Raw genomic sequence first — 19,330 nt, forward strand, 5'->3', positions numbered from 1 at the left:
GAGCATGACGAGAGCGGCCCCCGATCCAGCTGATGCCGGATCGGGGGCCGCTCTCTGTCGCCCGGTGCGCGCCGGGCACTCAGGCCCGGCGCGTCCGCGTCACTCCTGGGTGGGCTTCGTCGGGAATTCGGGGGCCTGCTCGGGCGACTGCTCCGAGACGTCTGCAGACGGTACTGCGGACTTCGCCTCCGACACGGTCGCCGGCTGCGCCTGCGAGTCGCTCGTATCCCGGCCCTCGGCCCTGCTGGCATCCGACTCAGCATCAGCATCAACATCAGCGAAATGGGGATGATGACCCACGGCGAGCGCCGCGAAATGATCCCGGGATGCGGAGTCCACACCCAGCTCCGGGCTGGGATCACGACCCACGATGTACAGCAGCGTGGCGTTGACGAACGCGATCAGCGGGATCGCGAAGAGGGCGCCGGGGATCCCGGCGATCATCGCGCCGCCGGCCACGCCCAGGAACACGGCGAGCGGGTGCAGCTCGACGGCCTTGCCCATGAGCAGGGGCTGGAGCACATTGCCTTCGAGCTGCTGCACGAGCAGCACGATGCCGAGCATGATCAGGGCGAAGATCCAGTTCTGCAGCACCAGCACGAGGAGCACGGCGATGATGCCCGAGGCGATCGCGCCGACCAGCGGGATGAAGGAGAACAGGAACACAAGCAGCCAGATCGGCACCGCATAGGAGCCTAGGCCGAGGGCGACCATGCCGATCGAGATGCCCACGGCGTCGACGGCGGCCACGAGGATCTGGGTGCGCACATAGGCCGACAGCGCCTTCCAGCCCCGGCGGAATGCCTCGTGAGTGCCGGTTCGGGCGGCCGGCGGCAGGAGCCCCACGACCCAGCGCCAGATCGTCGGGCCGCTCGAGAGCAGGAAGAACAGCGTGAACAGCATGATCAGGACGCCGGTGACGAGGTTGCCGAGCACCGCGGCCGTGCTGACCGCCGAGTTGAGCAGCGTGTCCGCGTTCTCCTGGAGCTTGGCCAGCCCCTCGTCGAGGGCCGAGTTGATCATCGGTGCATCGATCTGGAAGGTCGTCTTCGCCCACTCCGACACGGATTCGAAGCCCGTGACCAGCTTGTCCTGGATGTCCGCCCACTTGGCGATCAGCTGCCGACCAGCGAGGGTGAACATGCCCGCGACCACGAGCAGCAGGCCGAGCAGGGCGACCCCGCTGGCCGCCCCGCGACCCAGGAACGTATAGCGCGTGAGCAGCTTGACCACAGGGGTCAGCAGCACGGCGAGGAGAACCGCGAGCAGCACCGGGATGACGATCCCGGTGATCTGGAGCAGGCCGTAGAGGATCAGCGCCGTCGCAGTGACGATCACGAGGATCCGCCAGGACCAGGCGGCCAGGCGACGCACGCCGAGCGGGATCTCCTCGACCTCCTGCGCCAGGCCAGGTGCCCGCGGAGTGGGGCGCAGCTTCGACATGGGGTTCCTTCCCTCGGTGCCAGGACGACTCCTGCGCATCCTAGTTGCACAGCATCCTCCGGGACGCCTCCCGGAGCGCGCACCCCGACGAAGGTCGGCCCCGTTCCCACCGACTGGAGGACACCACGCCGACCAGACGCTCGGTAGCGTGATCCCATGCACACAGCCGACCCGTCCTCCTCGACCCCGACCGGTTCCCCCGCTCCGTCGGCGACCGACTCCTCTGCCCCGTCCGCGCCCGGCCCTGCAGCGCCGGTCACGGGTGCCGCGGCGCCCGTCGGAGCCGACACCGCTCTCCCGACGCAGTCCGCGCTGTCGATCCGCGGCCTGCGCAAGACCTTCGGCAAGACCGAGGTGGTCCACGGGATCTCCCTCGACGTGCCGCGCGGCTCCTTCTACGGGATGGTGGGCCCCAACGGCGCCGGCAAGACCACCACCCTCTCGATGGCGACCGGCCTGCTGCGGCCCGACAGCGGCACCGCGCACGTGCTCGGAACCGACATGTGGGCCGACCCCACGGCCGCGAAGAGCCAGCTGGGTGTGCTGGCCGACGGTCTGCGCACCTTCGACCGGCTGACCGGTCGGGAACTGCTGACCTATGTCGGCCTCATCCGTGGCATGGAGGCCGACGTCGTCGAGGAGCGCAGCGCATCGCTGCTCGCCGCTCTGGACCTCGAGGGCGAGGACGGCAAGCTCGTCGTCGACTATTCGGCGGGCATGACCAAGAAGATCCTTCTGGCCTGCGCCCTGCTCCATGCGCCGCGCCTGCTGATCCTCGACGAGCCGCTCGAGGCGGTCGACCCCGTCTCCGCACAGGTGATCCGGAAGATCCTCACGGCCTACGTCGACGGCGGCGGCACCGTGGTGCTGTCCAGCCACGCGATGGAGCTGGTCGAGGGCCTGTGCAGCCACGTCGCGATCATCGCGGACGGCGCGCTCCTGGCAGACGGCACGCTCGACGAGGTCCGCCAGGGCGGCAGCCTCGTGCAGACGTTCATCGATCTCGTGGGCGGCGGCGACGTCGCCGAAGGGAGCCTGTCGTGGTTGGAGTCCTGAGCAGCGAGCACGCCGCCACCGCGTCCGCGACGGACGTCGCCCACGGCGCGGTCTCCCAGAAGTCCCTCATCCGCCTGCTGATGACGCTGAAGTGGACCCTGTGGAAGCGGTCCTACCGCAAGAACATCGGCAAGCTCATCGGCACCATCATCGGCGTGCTGTACGGCGCGGGCGGTCTCGTCGGCCTGGTGTTCGCCTTCCTCGGCGCGACGCTGTGGAGCGGCGAGGGTGATCTGTTCCCGATGATCATCCGCGGCCTCGGCGCCCTGACGGTTCTGCTGTGGTTCCTGATCCCCGTCCTGGCCTTCGGCCTCGACGACACGCTGGATCCACGCCGTTTCGCACTGTTCCCGCGCAGCGGCAAGGAGCTGCAGCCCGGCCTGTTCGCTGCGGCCGTGCTCGGCCTGCCCAGCCTGTTCACCCTGGTCGCGCTGGTCATCGCTACCGCCTTCGAGGTGCTGTGGCTGGTGCTCTACGGCCACGGCGTGGGGTGGATCATCGCCGCCATCGTGCTGCTGATCCCTGCGAACCTCGCCGGGCTCGGTCTGTGCCTGCTGCTGCCGCGCGCCTGGTTCGCGCATTCGGCGAGCCGTGCCTCGTCGCGCAGCGGGCGCGAGCTGGGCGGGATCATCGGCATGCTGGTCATGCTCGCCGTGATCTACGGCTTCTCCCTGGGCATGCAGAAGGTCGCGGAGATCGACGTGGACTTCCTGATGCGTTGGCTGCCCCCGGTGATCGACGTGCTGGCCTGGACACCCTTCGGCGCTCTCTTCGCCGCTCCCATGGACCTCGCCGAGGGCCACGTGCTGGCGGCGCTGGTGCGCCTCGTCATCGGGGCGGCCGCGATCGCGCTGACCTGGCTGTGGTGGCGTCGTTCGCTCGATGCCTCGCTCACCTCGGCCCTGTCCGGCGATGCCTCCTCTGGGACCACGAAGGTCTCCGCCCTGGTGCCGCGCTTCGTGAAGCCGACGGCCTTCGGTGCGGTGCTGGGGAAGTCGCTGCGGTACTGGCGCCGTGACACCCGCTACCTGGCCGCGATTGGCATCTATCCGCTGGTCATCGTGTTCTTCGTGGCGATGGGGCTGATGCTCCCGGAGTCGCGGCCCATGATGCTCGCCATGGTGGTCCTGATGTGCGGTATCAGCGGGATCACCCTGTGCAACGAGATCGGGTTCGACGGCCCCTCGGGCTGGGTCAACATCACCGCAAACCTTCCGGCGCGTGCGAACCTGCTGGGCCGGGTCGCAGCGATGGCCCTGCTCATGGTGCCGCCGGTGATCGTCGTCGCCGCCGTGATCCCGCTGCTGTACGGCCTGCCCCATCTCATCCCGCTCATCGTGCTGGCCTCACTCGGCTCGATGGCCACCGGATGGGGCAGCTCGGTCGCGATCTCGGCGATCCTGCCCTACCCGGCGTCCGCGCCCGGTACCAATCCGATGAAGGACAAGTCCGCCTCGAGCACGAACGCGATGCTCACGATGACGATCGCCATGGTCGCGGTGTTCGTGCCGCAGATCCCGACGATAGGGCTGGCGATCTGGGGCCTCGTCGTGGGCAGCGACTTGCTGCTGCTCGTGGCCGGCATCGTCTCGTTCGCCGTCGGTGTCATCGCCTTCCTGGTCGGCCTGCGCATCGGTGTGGTGCGGCTGACCAGCCGTTACCCGGATCTGTTCCAGAAGGTGCGCGACTTCCTCTGACCCCCGGGTCCACCGGGTCCACCGAGTCCACCGAGTCCACCTAAACGTCCCACCCTCGGCACGAAACGAGGGACTCGGCGAGCGCCCACCGGCGCGCGCGACCCCTTCTCGCCGACACGCCCGCCGAGTCCGCCGAGTCCACCGAGTCCACCGAAACGTCCCGCCATCGGCACGAAACGAGGGACTCGGCAGTCGTCCACCGGGTCCCGACGGGCGAGGGTGCGGGTGGGGCGAGGGGTGCGGGTCCGGGTGGGGGTCCGGGTGGGGGTCCGGCGAGTTGGCTCAGGCGCCGAGCTGGCGCTGCATGACCAGGGCATCGATGCGTCGGCCCCGGATCCGGTAGTAGCCCCGGCGGCGATCGATCTCCTGGTACCCGGACCGTGAGTAGAAGGCCCGGGCCCGGTCGTTGTCCTCGCGCACCTCAAGAAGCAGGCGCTCCGCTCCCCCGCGACGGGCCTGTTCCTCGCACCAGGCGAGCAGTGCACGGCCGATGCCGACGCCCTCACGCAGGGTACCGATGGTGTGCAGATCAGCCAGGTCTCCGGCGATCATGATCCCCGCATAGCCGAGCAGCTCACCGCTCGCCTCAGCACCCGTGGCAGCGAGCACGTAGCGCCGATCCGGGTGCTCGATCTCCTCGGCGAGCTGGAACACGTTCCAGGCCTCGTCGGGGAACAGCTCGAGCTCGGCAAAGGCGATCTCCTCGACGTCGGCGAGTGTCGCGGGGCGCAGTGCCCAGGCCTCCGGTGCTTCCGGGCGCGTCCCGTCGGACGGTGGGACCGAGCCCGCTCCGGTCGTCATCTCCGCTGCCCCGCGCTCAGCGGCCCAGGGCGCTCTTGCGCGCGGTGGGCTTGGCGGCGTCGGGCGCGCGCAGGTACATCGGCTCGGTGCTGGAGAGGTCGATGCCCTGGCCCGTCAGCTGCGCGGCGGCGAGGATGAGGTGCCCGGCGTCCACATGGGCCATCTCCACGGTGGCCGGCAGCAGATCCGGGTAGATCGCCGTCCCGGAACCGACGAGCAGATCGCAGGCCGACAGCTCCTCGGAGACAGCTGCCGGGAGGTCGACGGCGGGGTCGCTGGTGCGAGTCACCGTGCCGTCCTCGTCCCGACGGAAGCGGGCGTGGTAGACCTCGCGGCGTCGTGCGTCCAGCGCCACGCCCACCGTCACCGGCGAGGTATCCGCGGTGGCGAGCGCCTGGTGGGCGAGGGCATCGAGGGAGCTGAGACCGTACAGCGGGATCCCGAGCACCCCGGCGATGCTGCGTGCGGCCACCAGCCCGACGCGCAGACCGGTGAAGGGGCCCGGGCCGCGCCCCACGACGATCCCGGTGAGGTCGGCGCGCTGCACGCCGACCTCTCCCATCGCTTCGTCGACGAGAGACAGCAGCACCTCATCGTGATGACGCGAGCGCTCGTCCCCGCGCACGGCGAGGATCTCCGGCGTCGAGTCGTCGAGGGCGCCGCGCGCCACGGCGACGCTCACGGCCCCGGAGGTGTCGATTCCCAGCAGCATCAGCGGTTCTCCTCAGTAGTCGATGCGGTCCTGGGACCGGTCGGGGGGCCCGCCTGTGCGGTCGTCACGGAGTCGCCGTCGACTGTCACGGCGTCGTCGGCCGCCGCACCGCCGTCGGCCGCCACACCGCCGTCGGCCGCCACACCGCTGTCGGCCGCCGCACCGCTGTCGGCCGTCACATCTCGGTCGGCCGTCACAGCAGGCAGCGGGGACAGGGCGTCGCGCAGCTCGGCGCGGGAGCTCCGGTCCCAGCGTGGCCCGCTCGGGGTCAGGCGCAGGGTCCGGGGCTCGTCGGGGTCGTCGGAGTCGTCCACCTGGTCGGGACGCTCGAGCTCGAGGAGCAGGTAGGAGTCCACGAGGTGCTCCACGCGGCCGCGTCCCCATTCCACGACGGTGACGGCCTCGTCGAGGTCCGCCTCCAGGTCGAGGTCGTCGATGTCGCCGTCGGCGCCCAGCCGGTAGGCGTCCACGTGCACGAGGGCAGGGCCGCCACGGAGGCTCGGGTGCACCCGCTCGATCACGAAGGTCGGGGAGGCGACGGGGCCGCGCACCTCCAGCCCGGCGCCGAGGCCCTGGGTGAAGGTGGTCTTCCCGGCGCCCAGGGGCCCGTCGAGGATCAGCACGTCGCCTGGCCGCAGCACGCCGGCGAGGGCGACCGCGACGGCGCGGGTCCCGTCGGCGTCGAGGGTCCGGACCTCCAGGGTGCGGGCGTCGAGAGGCCGGGGTTCCAGGGTCCGAGCGCCGGGGTCCTGGCCCTCGAGACCACGTGCACCGAAGGACCCGGCCTCGGGAGATCCGGCCTCGAGGTCGCCGTGGCGGGTCATGCGCGCACCTCGCGGGTGACCCGACCGGAGACCGAGGTGAGGACCTCGTAGGGGATGGTCCCGGCGGCGCGCGCCCAGTCCTCGGCAGTCGAGGCGGAGGGGTCCGTCGGCGCCTCCCCGGCGTCGCCGAACAGGAACACCTGGTCGCCGGCGCGGGCGTCGGTGTCCGGTCCCAGGTCGATGACGATCTGGTCCATGCTGATGCGTCCCACCTGGGGGGCGCGGCGGTCGCCGGAAGCGGTGCGCACGAGCACTTCGCACTGGTCGCTGCCGGCCCGGTGCAACCCGTCGGCGTAGCCGATCGGCACCAGGCCCAGGCGTGTGCGCCGCGCGGTGGTGCGGATCCGGCCATAGCCGATGCTGTGCCCTTCCGGGACGTCCTTGACCAGGGCCAGGCGGCTGGTGAGGGTCATCGCCGGGCGCAACTGGACGTCGGTCGCCACCGGCGGGTAGCCGTACAGGGCGATTCCGGGGCGCACGATGTCGCGGTGCAGGTCGGGCCGGGTCAGGAGGGCTGCGGAGTTGGCCAGGTGCTGCAGCGGGATCGGGCCGACCTCGTCGGCGAGCGCGTCGCAGGCCGAGTCGAACAGCGCCACCTCGCGATCGGTGGAGGGGTCCGCGGGATCGTCCGCACTGGTCAGGTGGGTCCAGGCGGCGACGACCTCGATGAAGTCGTCCTCCCGCATGGCGGCACCGATCTCCCGGATGTGCTCGGGCAGGACGCCGTTGCGGCCCATGCCCGTATCGATCTTCAGATGGACGCGGGCGCGGCGGTCGGCCTGGCGGGCGGCGTCGGCGACCAGCGCGAGCATCTCGGGCGAGCCGACGGACACGTCGATCCCCGAGCTGATCACCTCGGGCAGCACGCTCGCGGCGGTGTGCGGTTCGTACAGCCAGGTCAGGATGTGCACGTCGAGGCCGGCGCGGCTGAGTGCGAGGGCGCTGGCGGGGTGGGCGACGCCGAGCCAGGTGGCACCGCCTTCGAGGGCGGCGCGGGCGGCGGTGAGCATGCCGTGCCCGTACCCGTCGGCCTTGACCACGGCCATGAGGGCGGTGTGCTCCTCGAGCTGCCCGGTCAGGGCGCGGGTGTTCTGGGTGATCGCCGAGGGGTCGATCACGGCCCGGTTGGGCACGTGCCGAGGGTCCTCAGCAGGGATCGGGATGGTCATCGGGCTCCTAGGATCACGACAGGGCGTCCGCCAGGATATCCCCGAGAGCGCGGGGCAGGTGATCGGAGACGTCGAGGGCGACGAGCGGCAGGCGCCCGTCGAGGGAGGCGAGTCGGCCCGCTCTGCCATGCAGGATCGCGGCGAGCGCGGCGGCATCGGGTCCGTTCAGACCGGCGGCGAGAAGGGTGCCCAGCACGCCGGCGAGCACGTCGCCGGTGCCCGCCGTGGCGAGCTGCGCCGTCGCGTCGTCCTGGCTGCGAAGAGGAGCTCCGTCCCCCGGGGCGATCAGCGTGATCGCGCCCTTGAGCAGGACGGTCGCCCCGCTCCGTGCCGCGAGCGCGGTCGCCAGAGCGGGCCCGGGGAGGTGGGTGTCCAGGCCGAGCCGCTCGGCGAGCCGGTCGGCCTCTCCGCGGTGCGGGGTGAGGACAACGTCCGGGCCGAAACGCTGCTGTGGCGTGATCGCCTCGAGCCCGCCGGCATCGATCACGCCGCGGTCGAGGTCCCCGCCGTCGGCGAGCAGGGCCACGCCGGTGCGGGTGCGAGGATCCTCACCCGGGAGGCCGGGGCCGACGACGAGCGCGTGCGTGCGCCCGATCTCCTCGAGGTCGACGGTGTCGGTCCGGTGGCCGACGATCTCGGGGCGCGCACGCAGCACGAGATCGAGGACGGCCTGCGGGGCCAGGCAGCGGACCATGCCGGCGCCGGCACGGGCGGCACCGGAGGTCGCGAGCACCGCCGCTCCGGGGAAGCGGACGCTGCCCGCGGCGAGGGCGACCACGCCGCGGGAGTACTTGGTCGCGTCACGCCCGGGGTGGGGCCAGAGGGCACGCACGTCGTCGTTCTCGAGCCGACGGACCGCGGGAGCCGGGGGCAGGTGCTCCTCCAGTCCGAGGTCGACGGGGTGGATGCGCCCGGCGAGCTCGGCGCCTCCGGGCAGCAGCAGGCCTGCCTTGAGCGCTCCGAAGGTGACCGTCTCCTGGGCCGCGAGGGCGCCGGGAGCGGCCTGGCCGGTGGTCGCGTCGACGAAGCTGGGAAGGTCGACGGCGAGCACGGGGACGCCGGCTGCGGAGACCGCCTCCAGCAGCGGGACGAGCCCGACGGGGATCTCGGGACGCCCGCCGATGCCGACGATCGCATCCAGCACGAGGTCCGCCTCGGTGAGCAGGGCCCCGAGGTCCTCGGGGGCGAGCTGCGCCAGGGGATGGATCATTCCGTCGGCGGCACGCAGTGCGGCAGCGCCCTGCTCATGGAGCGACTCGGCGGTGGAGATCGCGTCGGCCGTGATGCCCTCGCCGCGCAGGATCGCCGCCGCGTGCAGGGCATCGCCGCCGTTCGCGCCGCTGCCGGCCAGCACGAGGACGTGCGGCGCCTCCGGCGTGCGCATCCGCTTCGCGACGTGGCCGGCCAGGGCGCGGGCGGCGCGCTGCATGAGCGGCTGGCCCTCCTCGAGCAGCGGGCGCTCCGCGGCGCGGATGTCCTCGGCGGTGTAGGCGCTGATCATCGGCCCTCCCGTTCGGCGACCACGATCGCGGTGGCGATGTCCCCGTCGTGCGAGAGCGAGAGATGCAGGTGGCGCACCCCGGCGAGCTCGGCGGCCCGCAGCGTCGCCCCGCGCAGCTGCAGATAAGGGCGGCGCGTCGGCGTCTTCTGCACGGTCACGTCCTGCCAGGAGAAGTCCCCGGGGGCGCCCAGCGCCTTGCCGACGGCTTCCTTCGCGGCGACCCGCGCGGCCCGCGAGGCGTCGGAGAGACCCCGCTCCCCCGGCGTGAACAGGCGCTCGAGCAGGGCCGGAGTGCGGTCGATCATCCCCGCGAGCCGGGAGATGTCCACGACGTCGATGCCCACCCCCACCACGGTGCCGTCGTCCGCAGGCGCGAACGCCCGACCTCCGAAGCTGTCCTCGGGGCCGGGCGCCGTGGTCGCGGTGGGAATGCTGCTCATCCCCGCAGTATCACACCCTGACCCGGGTGCGTGCGGAGGTGCAGGTCAAACGCTCATTCGACGGTGACGGACTTCGCCAGGTTGCGCGGCTGGTCCACGTCCAGGCCCTTCGCCGTCGCGAGCTCGCAGGAGAAGATCTGCAGCGGGATCACGGTCAGTAGCGCGGCGAACAGGGTGCGGGTCGCGGGCACCCTGATCACTTCGTCGGCGTACGGGAGCACTGCGTCGTCGCCCTCCTCGGCGATCACCAGGGTGCGGGCGCCGCGGGCGCGCACCTCCTGGATGTTGGAGACGACCTTGGAGTGCAGGGAGTGGCGACCGTTGGGCGAGGGCACGATGACGAACACCGGCTGTCCCTCCTCGACCAGGGCGATCGGCCCGTGCTTGAGCTCGCCGGCGGCGAAGCCCTCGGCGTGGATGTAGGCGATCTCCTTGAGCTTGAGCGCGCCCTCCATGGCGGTCGGGTAGCCCACATGGCGGCCCAGGAAGAGCACGCTGGTGGCGTCCTTCATGTCCTGGGCGAGCTTCTCGACCTGCGCGGAGCTGTCCAGCACCTGCTGGATCTGCTCAGGGATCTGTTCGAGGTCGCCCATCAGTGCGGCGATCTCGTCGGGGTAGAGGTTGCCGCGCACCTGGGCCAGGAACAGGCCCAGCAGGTAGCAGGCGGCGATCTGGCCCAGGTACGCCTTGGTGGAGGCGACGGCGATCTCGGGGCCCACGTGCAGGTACAGCGCCGCATCGGACTCGCGCGGAATCGTGGAGCCGCGGGTGTTGCAGATCGCGATGACCTTGGCACCCTGCTCGCGGGCGTGGCGCACGGCCATCAGGGTGTCCATGGTCTCGCCGGACTGCGAGATCGCGACCACGAGGGTCTTCTCGGTGACGACCGGATCGCGGTAGCGGAACTCGTGCGCGAGCTCGACCTCGGTGGGGATGCGGCACCAGTGCTCAATGGCGTACTTCGCCACGGCGCCGGCGTTCGCGGCGGTGCCGCAGGCGACCACGACGATCTTGTCGACGCTGCGCAGCACGGAGGGGTCGATGTCCATCTCGTCCAGCTGGAGCGCCCCGTCCTCGAGGCGGCCCAGCAGGGTGTCGGCCACGGCGCTGGCCTGCTCGTGGATCTCCTTGGCCATGAAGGACGGGTAGCCGCCCTTCTGCGCGGCCGCGGCGTCCCACTCGATCGTGTAGCGCTTGGCGTCGGTGACCTCGTGGCCCTCGAAGTCGATGATGGCCACGTCGTCCGCGGTGACGGTGACGACCTGGTCCTGCCCGATCTCCAGGGCCTCCTTGGTGGAGTCCACGAACGCGGCGACGTCGGAGCCCAGGAAGTTCTCTCCCTCGCCCAGTCCCACGACCAGCGGGGAGTTGCGGCGGGCGGCGACCACCGTGTCGGGGGCGTCGCGGTGCACGGCGAGCAGGGTGAAGGCGCCTTCGAGGGAGGCTGCCGCGCGGCGCATCGCCTCGGTGAGGTCACCGGCGGTCTCCATCTCGCGGGCCACCAGGTGCGCGGCGGCCTCGGAGTCGGTCTCGGAGGCGAACACGTATCCGTCGGCCTCGAGCTCGGCGCGCAGGTGCGCGAAGTTCTCGATGATGCCGTTGTGCACGACGGCGATCTCGCCCTCACGGCCGCCGAGGTGCGGGTGGGCGTTGGTGTCGGTCGGGCCGCCGTGCGTGGCCCAGCGGGTGTGGGCGATCGCGACGCGCCCGGTCGTCTCGGTGTCGCCCTCGAGGGCGGCACGGAGGTTCGCGAGCTTGCCGGCGCGCTTGGTGACGCGCACCGAGCCATCATCGATCACGGCGACTCCCGCGGAGTCATAGCCGCGGTACTCGAGACGGGCCAGACCCTGGAGGGCGACGTCCACGGGACGGGAGGAGGGGGCCTTGGCCTGCGGGCCTGCATATCCGACGATTCCACACATGCCGCTCACGCTAGTGATCCCCGCCGTGGATCTCGTCCCGGAGGCGGAATCCGTGGGAGTCGTTCCTCACTGTGGCGGGGTCCTGTGCACGGGCCTGCCGGAACGTGCGCACGGCCGGTCACATTCGCGCACGGGGCCCTCGCAGGGTCCCGGACGGGACATTCGGGGCCGACGGGGCGCGGCGCTGGACGTCGCACGGGTCTCATCTGACAGCCCGGTGGCGGGATTCGGCCCGCGGTGCTGGAACAATCAGCGCCATGAAGGCCGCTTCAGCGTCGAGCACCGTCACCCCGTTCGAGGAGATCCCGCGGGATGACTGGGCCCGGCTGTCACAACAGACCCCCCTCCCGCTCTCCGAGGACGACGTCGTGCGCCTGCGCGGCCTCGGCGACCGGATCGACCTGCAGGAGGTCGACGCGGTGTACCGGCCGATCTCCCGCCTGCTCAACATCCAGGTCGCGGCGGCGCAGAGCCTGCGGCGCGACCGGGAGGGCTTCCTCGCCCAGCCCCAGCAGCGCACCCCGTACATCATCGGCGTGGCCGGGTCCGTCGCGGTCGGCAAGTCGACCACGGCCCGTCTGCTGCGCGAGCTGATGGCCCGCTGGCCCGAGACGCCGCGCGTGCAGCTCGTGACGACCGACGGGTTCCTGCTCCCCAACGCGGAGCTCGAGTCCCGCGGGATCATGCACCGCAAGGGCTTCCCCGAGAGCTACGACCGCCGCAAGCTGCTGCGCTTCGTCTCCGACGTGAAATCCGGGCAGGACCGGGTCGAGGCGCCCGTGTACTCGCACCTGACCTACGACATCCTGAAGGACGAGAAGGTCGTCGTCGAGCAGCCCGACGTGCTCATCCTCGAGGGGCTCAACGTGCTGCAGCCCGCCCGCCCCCGTCGCGACGGTCGCCTGGGCATGGCGGTCTCGGACTTCTTCGACTTCTCGATCTATGTCGACGGCCGCGTCGAGGACGTGCAGCGCTGGTACGTGGAACGGTTCCTGCAGCTGCGACGTACCGCCTTCTCCGACCCGCGGTCGTACTTCCGCCGTTACGCCGACCTCACCGACGACGAGGCCGTGCAGACCGCGCAGCGGATCTGGCGCACCATCAACGGCCCCAACCTCACCGAGAACGTGCTGCCCAACCGCGGCCGCGCCGACCTCGTGCTGCGCAAGGACGGCCAGCACCGCGTGCACTCCGTGCTGCTGCGCAAGGTCTGACGCGCTCCTCGCCCGGGACCGGAGCCGGGCGCAGTCCCCGAGCCCAGGGTCCCGGGCCCAAGCCCAAGCCCAAGCCCAAGCCCAAGGTCACGGGCCCGGGAAAGAACCCACCGAGTCCCTCGAAACGTACCGCTGACGGGACGTTTCGAGGGACTCGTGAGGAGCTGCAGCAGTCCCGGGACGACGAAACCCCGGAAACGTACCGCTGAGGGCACGTTTCCGGGGAATCGATGTCAGAGGCCGGCGCTCCGGGTCAGAGACCAGCGCTCCGGGGTCGGCAACCGGCGCTCCGAGTCAGAGGCCGGCGCTCCGGGTCAGCGACCGACGATCCGAGCCCAGGCCGGCGCTCCGGGTCAGAGGCCCACGCGCTCGCGGACGACGGTGGCGAGGCGCTCGGCGATCGCGGACGCGGTCTCGTCGGACGGCGCCTCGACCATGACGCGCACGACGGGCTCGGTGCCGGAGGGGCGCAGCAGCACACGGCCGGTCTCCCCCAGCTCGCGCTCGGCGGCCTCGATCGCGTCGGCGACCCCGCGGTCGATGGTGGCCTTGGCCTTGTCGACGTTCTTCACATTGATCAGGGCCTGCGGGAGGCGGGTCATGACGTCGGCGAGCTCGCGGGAGGTGCGGCCCGTCTCGGCCATCCGCTGCAGCAGGTGCAGGGCGGTGAGCTCGCCGTCGCCGGTGGTGGCGTGCTCGGCGATGATCACGTGGCCGGACTGCTCGCCGCCGATCGAGAACCCGCCGAGGTTCATCTCCTCGAGCACGTACCGGTCCCCGACCCCGGTCTGGCCGAGGTGGATGCCGTGCTCGCGCATGGCCAGCTTGAGACCGAGGTTGCTCATCACGGTGACCACGAGGGTGTCCTCGTGCAGGCGACCGCGCTCCTTGAGGTCGAGCGCGAGGATGCCCATGATCTGATCCCCGTCGATGATGTCGCCGTTCGCGTCGACCGCGAGGCAGCGGTCCGCATCGCCGTCGAACGCCACGCCGATGTCGGCGCCGTGGGTGCGCACGGCGTCCTGGAGCGGACCGAGGTGCGTGGAGCCGACGCCATCGTTGATGAGGCCGCGATCGCTGCGGTCGCCGATCACGTGCACGGTCGCCCCGGCACGGCTCAGGGCCAGCGGTCCGGTGACGCTCGCAGCGCCGTTGGCGCAGTCGGCGACGACGGTGAGACCCTCGAGGGAGCGGTCCAGGGTGCCCACGAGGTGCTCGACGTACGCGTCGATCGCGCCCTCGTAGGGCGTGATGGTGCCGACGTCGGTCCCCTGCGGGCGCTCCCACTGCTCCCCCAGGCGCGCTTCGATGGCGTCCTCGACCTCGTCGGGCAGCTTGGTGCCGCCGCGGGCGAAGAACTTGATGCCGTTGTCCGGGTGGGGGTTGTGGGAGGCGGAGATCATCACACCGAGGTCCGCCCCGGTGGACTGCACGAGGAACGCGAGGCCCGGGGTGGGCAGCAGGCCCGCGTCCTGCACGTCGACCCCGGCGGAGGCGAGCCCGGCGCACACGGCGGCCGACAGGAAGTCGCCGGAGGGGCGCGGATCGCGGGCGACGATGGCGCGCGGTCGGGAGCCGTTGAAGGCGCCCAGCGTGCCCAGGACGTGGGCCGCACCCACGGAGAGCTCGACCGCGAGCTCTGCGGTGATGTCGCCGTTCGCGCGTCCGCGCACTCCATCGGTTCCGAACAGTCGTGCCACAGGGTTCTCCTCATGAGAAGGGGTTGCATCGTCCTGACGGGGCCACGAATGGCGCGCTCCGGCCCGGACTTTCGCTGTGAGACTACCCGCTGAGGGGACCTCGACCCGTCACCGGTGGGCTGTCGACGATACTTTGGTAGCTATGCCTGATCCTGTCCTCCTCCCCCGTCTGCTGCCCTCGGCCATCAGTCACCACGTCGGTGACCGGTCCGCCGGGCGCGGACTGCACCGCGCGCGGGCCGGCAGGGTCGAGGGCCTCGCCTGGGACCCCGACACCTCGATGGTCACGGCGACGGTCACCGACGACGTCGGCACGGTGCAGCGGTCGCAGGCGCTGCTGGACGAGTACGCGGAGGATTCCGTCTCACGGCGCTTCCTGCCGTCGGCCCCCGGAGGGCTCTGGCGGCCGCGCGGATCGCAGTGCAGCTGCCCGTCCGAGGGCAGCTGCGAACACGTCGCCGCGATGCTGTACCGCCTCAACGACCTCGGTGACCGCGCCGAGAAATCCGCTCCCCCCGCAGAATGGCGCAGCGTGCTGCGCCCCCTGCTGACCTCCGCGAGCTCGAGCATCTCGGACGCGTCGGAGGGCTCCGGCACCTCGAGCGCTGCGGGAGCGGCGCAGACGGCTCCACGGCCGCTGGCGATCCGCTTCGATCTCGAGGCCGGCGCCACGGGTACGGGGGCATCCCGCCAGAGCCGGGAGCCCGCCACCGCGGCCGACCTCGAATCCGGGGCCGACCTGTGGCTGGGGCTGCGCCCGCTCACCCGTGGCCGCAAGGGGACCTGGATCAAGGGCGACCTCTCCTGGCGCAGCTTCGAAGGGCGGCTGCTGGGGCGCGAGTACGACGCCGTGCAGGCCGAGGCTCTCTCGCGGGTCTTCGCCTCGGCGTCGACCGAGCGCTCCTACTCCAGCGGTGCGATCGACCACCTGTGGGTGAACACGATCACCTCGCCGCTGCTGTGGCAGTCGCTGGTCCATGCTCGCGACGCCGGCATCGAGTTCCTCCCCGGCTCGGGGCTGACCTCGATCACCCTGCTCGGCAGCGCCGATGCCGGCCTGGACCTGCAGGTGGCCGACGAGTCCCAGGATCTCGAGGTGCGTCCCCGCATCGACCTCGAGGGAGAGCGGGCGCCCGGTGCCCGGCTGCTGGGGGCGGCCGGGGTGCTCGACGTCGAACCGCACGGTCCCGATGCCCTCGCCGCCCGCATCGCCCCGCTCGGGAGCCCCGTCCCGCGGGCGCTGCGCACGCTGCTCCAGCGCCGCCACCCGCTGCGCGTCCCCGCTGCGGACAGGACGGCGTTCCTCGAGGTCGCCTATCCGCAGCTGCGCTCCCGCACCACCGTGACCAGCCTCGACGGCAGCGTCCCCCTGCCGGCGGCCCGTCGGCCCACCCTGCGGCTCACGGCGTCCTACGCCTCCGGTGACCGGCTCACGTTGCGCTGGTCGTGGCACTACCACGACCCCGACCGGATCCTCCCGATCGATCAGCGCCAGGGCGCGCACCGCGACGTGGCGCACGAGGACGAGGTGATCGCGGCCGCCATGACGCTGTGGCCGACGGCGGGCTCCGAGTCCCCCGATCTGCTCAGCGGGCCCGATACCGCCCTCTTCTCCGAGCACGTGCTCGACGAGCTCGATGCGATGGACCATGTCGAGACCGAGGTGGTCGGCACCCGCCATGAGTACCGCGAGCTCGACGGCGCCCCGAAGGTACGGGTCACCCAGCAGGCCTCGCCGGGGAAGCATGATTGGTTCGACCTCGGCTTCGAGATCACGATCGAGGGTCGTTCGATCCCCTTCCCGTCGCTCTTCATCGCGCTCGCCCGGGGCCGCAGCACGCTCCTGATGCCGGACAAGACGTACTTCTCCCTCGACCATCCGGCCTTCGACACCCTGCGCGAGCTGATCCGCGAGGGCGAGGCCCTCGCGGAATGGGAGCCGGAGCGACAGCGCATCAGCCGGTTCCAGGTCGAGATGTGGAACGACCTCGAGGAGATGGCGGACGAGGTCGACGAGAGCGCCGACTGGGATCGCACCGTCGGCCGCCTGGCGCAGCTGCCGCGCACCGCGGCGCCCGCCCTCCCGGCCGCGCTGGATGCGGACCTGCGCCCCTATCAGCACGACGGGTTCGCCTGGCTCGCCGCACTGTTCTCGCTCCGGCTGGGCGGTGTGCTGGCCGATGACATGGGCCTGGGCAAGACGATCCAGACACTCGCGCTGATCGCCCATGCCCGGGCGTCCGTCGGGCCGGATGCGCCGCCGTTCCTGGTGGTCGCGCCGTCCTCCGTGCTGCCGGTGTGGCGGCGTGAGGCGGCCCGCTTCACGCCGTCCCTGGACGTGAGGATGCTGGACCGCACGAGCGCCAAACGATCCACGGATCTGTCCACCCAGATCTCGGGCGCGGACGTGGTGGTGACCAGCTATGCGGTGCTGCGGATCGACGAGGAGGTCTTCGCCGGGCAGGCCTTCCAGGGCTTCGTGCTCGACGAGGCGCAGTTCGTGAAGAACCGCCGCTCCCGCACCCACCGGGCCGCCAAGGGCATACGCGCCGAATTCCGCCTGGCGATCACCGGCACTCCGATGGAGAACTCCCTGGACGATCTGTGGTCGATCTTCGACCTGGTGGCCCCCGGGCTGCTGGGCGGAGCGAACGGCTTCCGGCAGCGGTACACGATGCCGATCGAGACCGGCGAGCATCCGGACCGCATGGAGCTGCTGCGCCGGCGCGTGCGTCCGTTCCTGCTGCGGCGCACCAAGGAGCTCGTCGCCACCGAGCTGCCGCCGAAGCACGAGGAGGTGCTGACGGTGACGCTGGGCCAGGAGCACCGTGCCGTCTACGACTCGGTGCTCCAGCGCGAGCGCAAGAAGGTTCTCGGCCTCATCGAGACGGACCTGGATCGGCAGCGGTTCGTCGTGTTCCGTTCCTTGACCCTGCTGCGGATGATGGCGATCGATCCGTCGTTGGTGGATGCGGAGGCCTACGCCGACGTGCCCAGCTCGAAGCTCGAGGCTCTGTTCGACCGGCTCGAGGAGGTGGTCGGGGACGGCCATCGGGTGCTGCTGTTCAGCCAGTTCACCTCCTACCTGGATCGGGTCGCGACGGAGCTCTCCGCGCGCGGCGTCGGCTATGCGCATCTGGACGGTTCGACCCGGGATCGCGACGGTGCCGTGTCCGGGTTCCGCGAGGGCGACGCCCCCGTCTTCCTCATCTCCCTGAAGGCGGGCGGGTTCGGCCTGACCCTGACCGAGGCGGACTACGTGTTCCTGCTGGACCCGTGGTGGAACCCCGCCGCGGAGGCGCAGGCCGTGGACCGTGCGCACCGGATCGGCCAGGACCGCCAGGTCATGGTGTACCGGATGGTCGCCGAGGACACGATCGAGGAGAAGGTGCTGGCGCTGCAGCAGCGCAAGGCGGAGCTGTTCGATGCCTTCACCGACGGCGGGGAGGCGTTCCGCTCCGCCGTCACGGCCGAGGACATCCGGGAGCTGCTTAGCTGACCTCGTCCTTCCAGGCGAGCGGCGAGGCGGCGTAGACGCCGACGGGCAGCTCGAGGGTGGATCCGTCGATCCGCAGCGGCGGCGGCACGGCGTCGAGCCGCAGCGCGCCCGACGTCGTGGCCACGAGCGGGACGGCCAGCTCCGCCGCCCTCTCAGCAGGGGGCTTCGGAGCCTCGAGCAGCGTGCGAGCGGCGCCGAGCAGGCTGAGGTGGATCGTCGCGGCCCGGGACCGAGCCAGGGCGGTCAGCACCTGCGCTGCCAGGAAGTGCCCGGTGGCGTGGTCGAGAGCCTGGACCGGCAGTGCGCCGGGCCGCCCGTCCGCGCCGCAGGTGTCGGCGATCCCGGTGGCGGCCTGCACGATGGAGTCGAAGCCGGGCCGGTTCCCCCAGGGCCCGATCTCACCCCAGGCCGAGAGGGAGACGAGGACGGCGGTGGGGGCGAGCACCTCGAGGTCCTCGGTGCCGAGCCCGTGCGCGGCCAGCGCTCCGGGTCGGTAGCCGTCGAGGACCACGTCGGCCCCGGCGGCGAGAGCCCGCACCTGCTCGGAGTTCTCTCGCAGGTCCACCGCGGCCGAGCGTTTGCCCATCCCGGTGGACAGGTGCTGGTCCAGGATCTCGGGGCGATGCGGCGGATCGATGCGCAGCACGTCGGCCCCGAGGGCGGCGAGCAGCTGGGACCCCGTCGGCCCCGCGATCACGCGCGTCAGGTCGAGCACCCGCACGCCGCGCAGCAAGCCGGGCGAGACCGGTCCCCGGCCGACGGCGACCTCCCCGCCCGCCGCGCTCACGCCGCCGATCCGTCCGAGAGCAGGTCGCTCCCCACGGTCCGTGACCTCCGCCCAGGGGATGTCCGCCATCGCCCGGGACTGCGGGTGCCGCTGCCACTCCTCGCGGGTGCGCACGGCCATCGCGATGCCGCCGGCGGCAGTGATCCGCTCCTCGATCTCGGCGGCGTCGCGTCGGGCGCTCTCGCGCTCCAGGGCGGCACGATCCTCGATCCCGAGGACGGAGCGGATCACGGCGGCGTGGTGAGGGTAGTTGCCGTGCAGACGCACCCAGCCGTCCCGCGCCGCGACGAAGCCGGACAGCTCCGCCCAGGCGGCAGGCGCCCGGCCGTCGACCCGGAGGTGATCGACAGCGGCGAAGGAGGCGGCGACGAGCTCCGGCGTGGTGTCGATCGCGAGGTCGAGACCACGAGCGACGGCGAGCTCCCCGGCGGCGTCACGGGCTGCAGTGACAGCGGACCAGGCCAGGCGCTCGACATCGAACGGCCCCTCCCACCAGCGACGCGGCATCGGCTCCATGGCGGGAGCCTACCGGGCGCTCATCCCTCGTCGGTCGTGGCGAGGACGC

Annotated in this window: 14 protein-coding genes; 4 read left to right on the forward strand and 10 right to left on the reverse strand. The window is 71.6% G+C overall.

Going from position 1 to position 19,330, the window contains the following annotated elements:
- Positions 1-99: 99 nt before the first annotated feature.
- The gene (locus ACT3T5_RS07590) at positions 100-1,443 is read right to left on the reverse strand and encodes an AI-2E family transporter (RefSeq protein WP_444594066.1); all 1,344 of its coding nucleotides are present in this window, start codon (positions 1,441-1,443) and stop codon (positions 100-102) included.
- Positions 1,444-1,599: 156 nt separating this feature from the next.
- Between ACT3T5_RS07590 and ACT3T5_RS07595 the strand changes: the two genes are divergently transcribed.
- Both ACT3T5_RS07595 and ACT3T5_RS07600 read left to right on the forward strand, forming a co-directional pair.
- Positions 1,600-2,499 (forward strand): ABC transporter ATP-binding protein, encoded by a 900-nt coding sequence (locus ACT3T5_RS07595; protein WP_444594067.1) that lies wholly within the window; start codon positions 1,600-1,602, stop codon positions 2,497-2,499.
- Positions 2,484-4,196, forward strand: a complete 1,713-nt coding sequence (locus ACT3T5_RS07600) for a hypothetical protein (RefSeq protein ID WP_444578122.1) — start codon at positions 2,484-2,486, stop codon at positions 4,194-4,196. The genes ACT3T5_RS07595 and ACT3T5_RS07600 overlap by 16 nt, the downstream gene beginning before the upstream one ends.
- Positions 4,197-4,478: 282 nt before the next feature.
- On the opposite strand, the gene ACT3T5_RS07605 is transcribed toward ACT3T5_RS07600, so the two are convergent.
- Genes ACT3T5_RS07605 through glmS form a run of 7 tightly spaced genes read right to left on the reverse strand, consistent with a single transcriptional unit; the run spans position 4,479 to position 11,565 of the window.
- Positions 4,479-4,997 carry a GNAT family N-acetyltransferase gene (locus ACT3T5_RS07605; protein ID WP_444594068.1) on the reverse strand — a complete coding sequence of 173 codons (519 nt, stop codon included), beginning with the start codon at positions 4,995-4,997 and terminating at the stop codon, positions 4,479-4,481.
- A 16-nt stretch (positions 4,998-5,013) separates the two neighbouring features.
- Positions 5,014-5,709, reverse strand: a complete 696-nt coding sequence (gene tsaB, locus ACT3T5_RS07610) for a tRNA (adenosine(37)-N6)-threonylcarbamoyltransferase complex dimerization subunit type 1 TsaB (RefSeq protein ID WP_444594069.1) — start codon at positions 5,707-5,709, stop codon at positions 5,014-5,016.
- Entirely contained in the window at positions 5,709-6,533 is an 825-nt protein-coding gene (gene tsaE / locus ACT3T5_RS07615; RefSeq protein ID WP_444594070.1) for a tRNA (adenosine(37)-N6)-threonylcarbamoyltransferase complex ATPase subunit type 1 TsaE, read from the reverse strand. Before tsaE ends, tsaB begins: the two co-directional genes overlap by 1 nt.
- Positions 6,530-7,702: an alanine racemase gene (gene alr / locus ACT3T5_RS07620; protein ID WP_444594071.1), complete on the reverse strand. Its 1,173-nt coding sequence runs from the start codon at positions 7,700-7,702 to the stop codon at positions 6,530-6,532. Before alr ends, tsaE begins: the two co-directional genes overlap by 4 nt.
- Before the next feature lie 13 nt (positions 7,703-7,715).
- The gene (locus ACT3T5_RS07625; protein WP_444594072.1) at positions 7,716-9,203 is read right to left on the reverse strand and encodes an NAD(P)H-hydrate dehydratase; all 1,488 of its coding nucleotides are present in this window, start codon (positions 9,201-9,203) and stop codon (positions 7,716-7,718) included.
- Positions 9,200-9,643, reverse strand: coding sequence for a holo-ACP synthase (locus tag ACT3T5_RS07630; protein ID WP_444578113.1), 444 nt, complete (start codon positions 9,641-9,643; stop codon positions 9,200-9,202). The genes ACT3T5_RS07625 and ACT3T5_RS07630 overlap by 4 nt, the downstream gene beginning before the upstream one ends.
- Positions 9,644-9,696: 53 nt before the next feature.
- Entirely contained in the window at positions 9,697-11,565 is a 1,869-nt protein-coding gene (gene glmS, locus ACT3T5_RS07635; protein ID WP_444594073.1) for a glutamine--fructose-6-phosphate transaminase (isomerizing), read from the reverse strand.
- Between the two features lie 257 nt (positions 11,566-11,822).
- Here glmS and coaA point away from each other — a divergent pair, with 257 nt between their 5' ends.
- The gene (coaA, locus tag ACT3T5_RS07640) at positions 11,823-12,779 is read left to right on the forward strand and encodes a type I pantothenate kinase (protein ID WP_444578110.1); all 957 of its coding nucleotides are present in this window, start codon (positions 11,823-11,825) and stop codon (positions 12,777-12,779) included.
- 353 nt (positions 12,780-13,132) lie between these two features.
- Here the strand turns inward: coaA and glmM are convergent, their stop codons facing one another.
- The gene (gene glmM / locus ACT3T5_RS07645) at positions 13,133-14,479 is read right to left on the reverse strand and encodes a phosphoglucosamine mutase (protein WP_444594074.1); all 1,347 of its coding nucleotides are present in this window, start codon (positions 14,477-14,479) and stop codon (positions 13,133-13,135) included.
- 142 nt (positions 14,480-14,621) lie between these two features.
- On the opposite strand from glmM, the gene ACT3T5_RS07650 reads away from it, so the two are divergent.
- Positions 14,622-17,978 (forward strand): SNF2-related protein, encoded by a 3,357-nt coding sequence (locus ACT3T5_RS07650; protein WP_444594075.1) that lies wholly within the window; start codon positions 14,622-14,624, stop codon positions 17,976-17,978.
- Here ACT3T5_RS07650 and ACT3T5_RS07655 read toward each other — a convergent pair.
- On the reverse strand, positions 17,971-19,281 hold the full coding sequence (locus ACT3T5_RS07655) for a CoA transferase (RefSeq protein WP_444594076.1): 1,311 nt from the start codon (positions 19,279-19,281) through the stop codon (positions 17,971-17,973). The two genes, ACT3T5_RS07650 and ACT3T5_RS07655, sit on opposite strands and share 8 nt — an antisense overlap.
- Between the last annotated feature and the right edge of the window lie 49 nt (positions 19,282-19,330).

The organism is Brachybacterium sp. AOP3-A1-3 (assembly GCF_052378285.1).
Taxonomy (GTDB): Bacteria; Actinomycetota; Actinomycetes; order Actinomycetales; family Dermabacteraceae; genus Brachybacterium.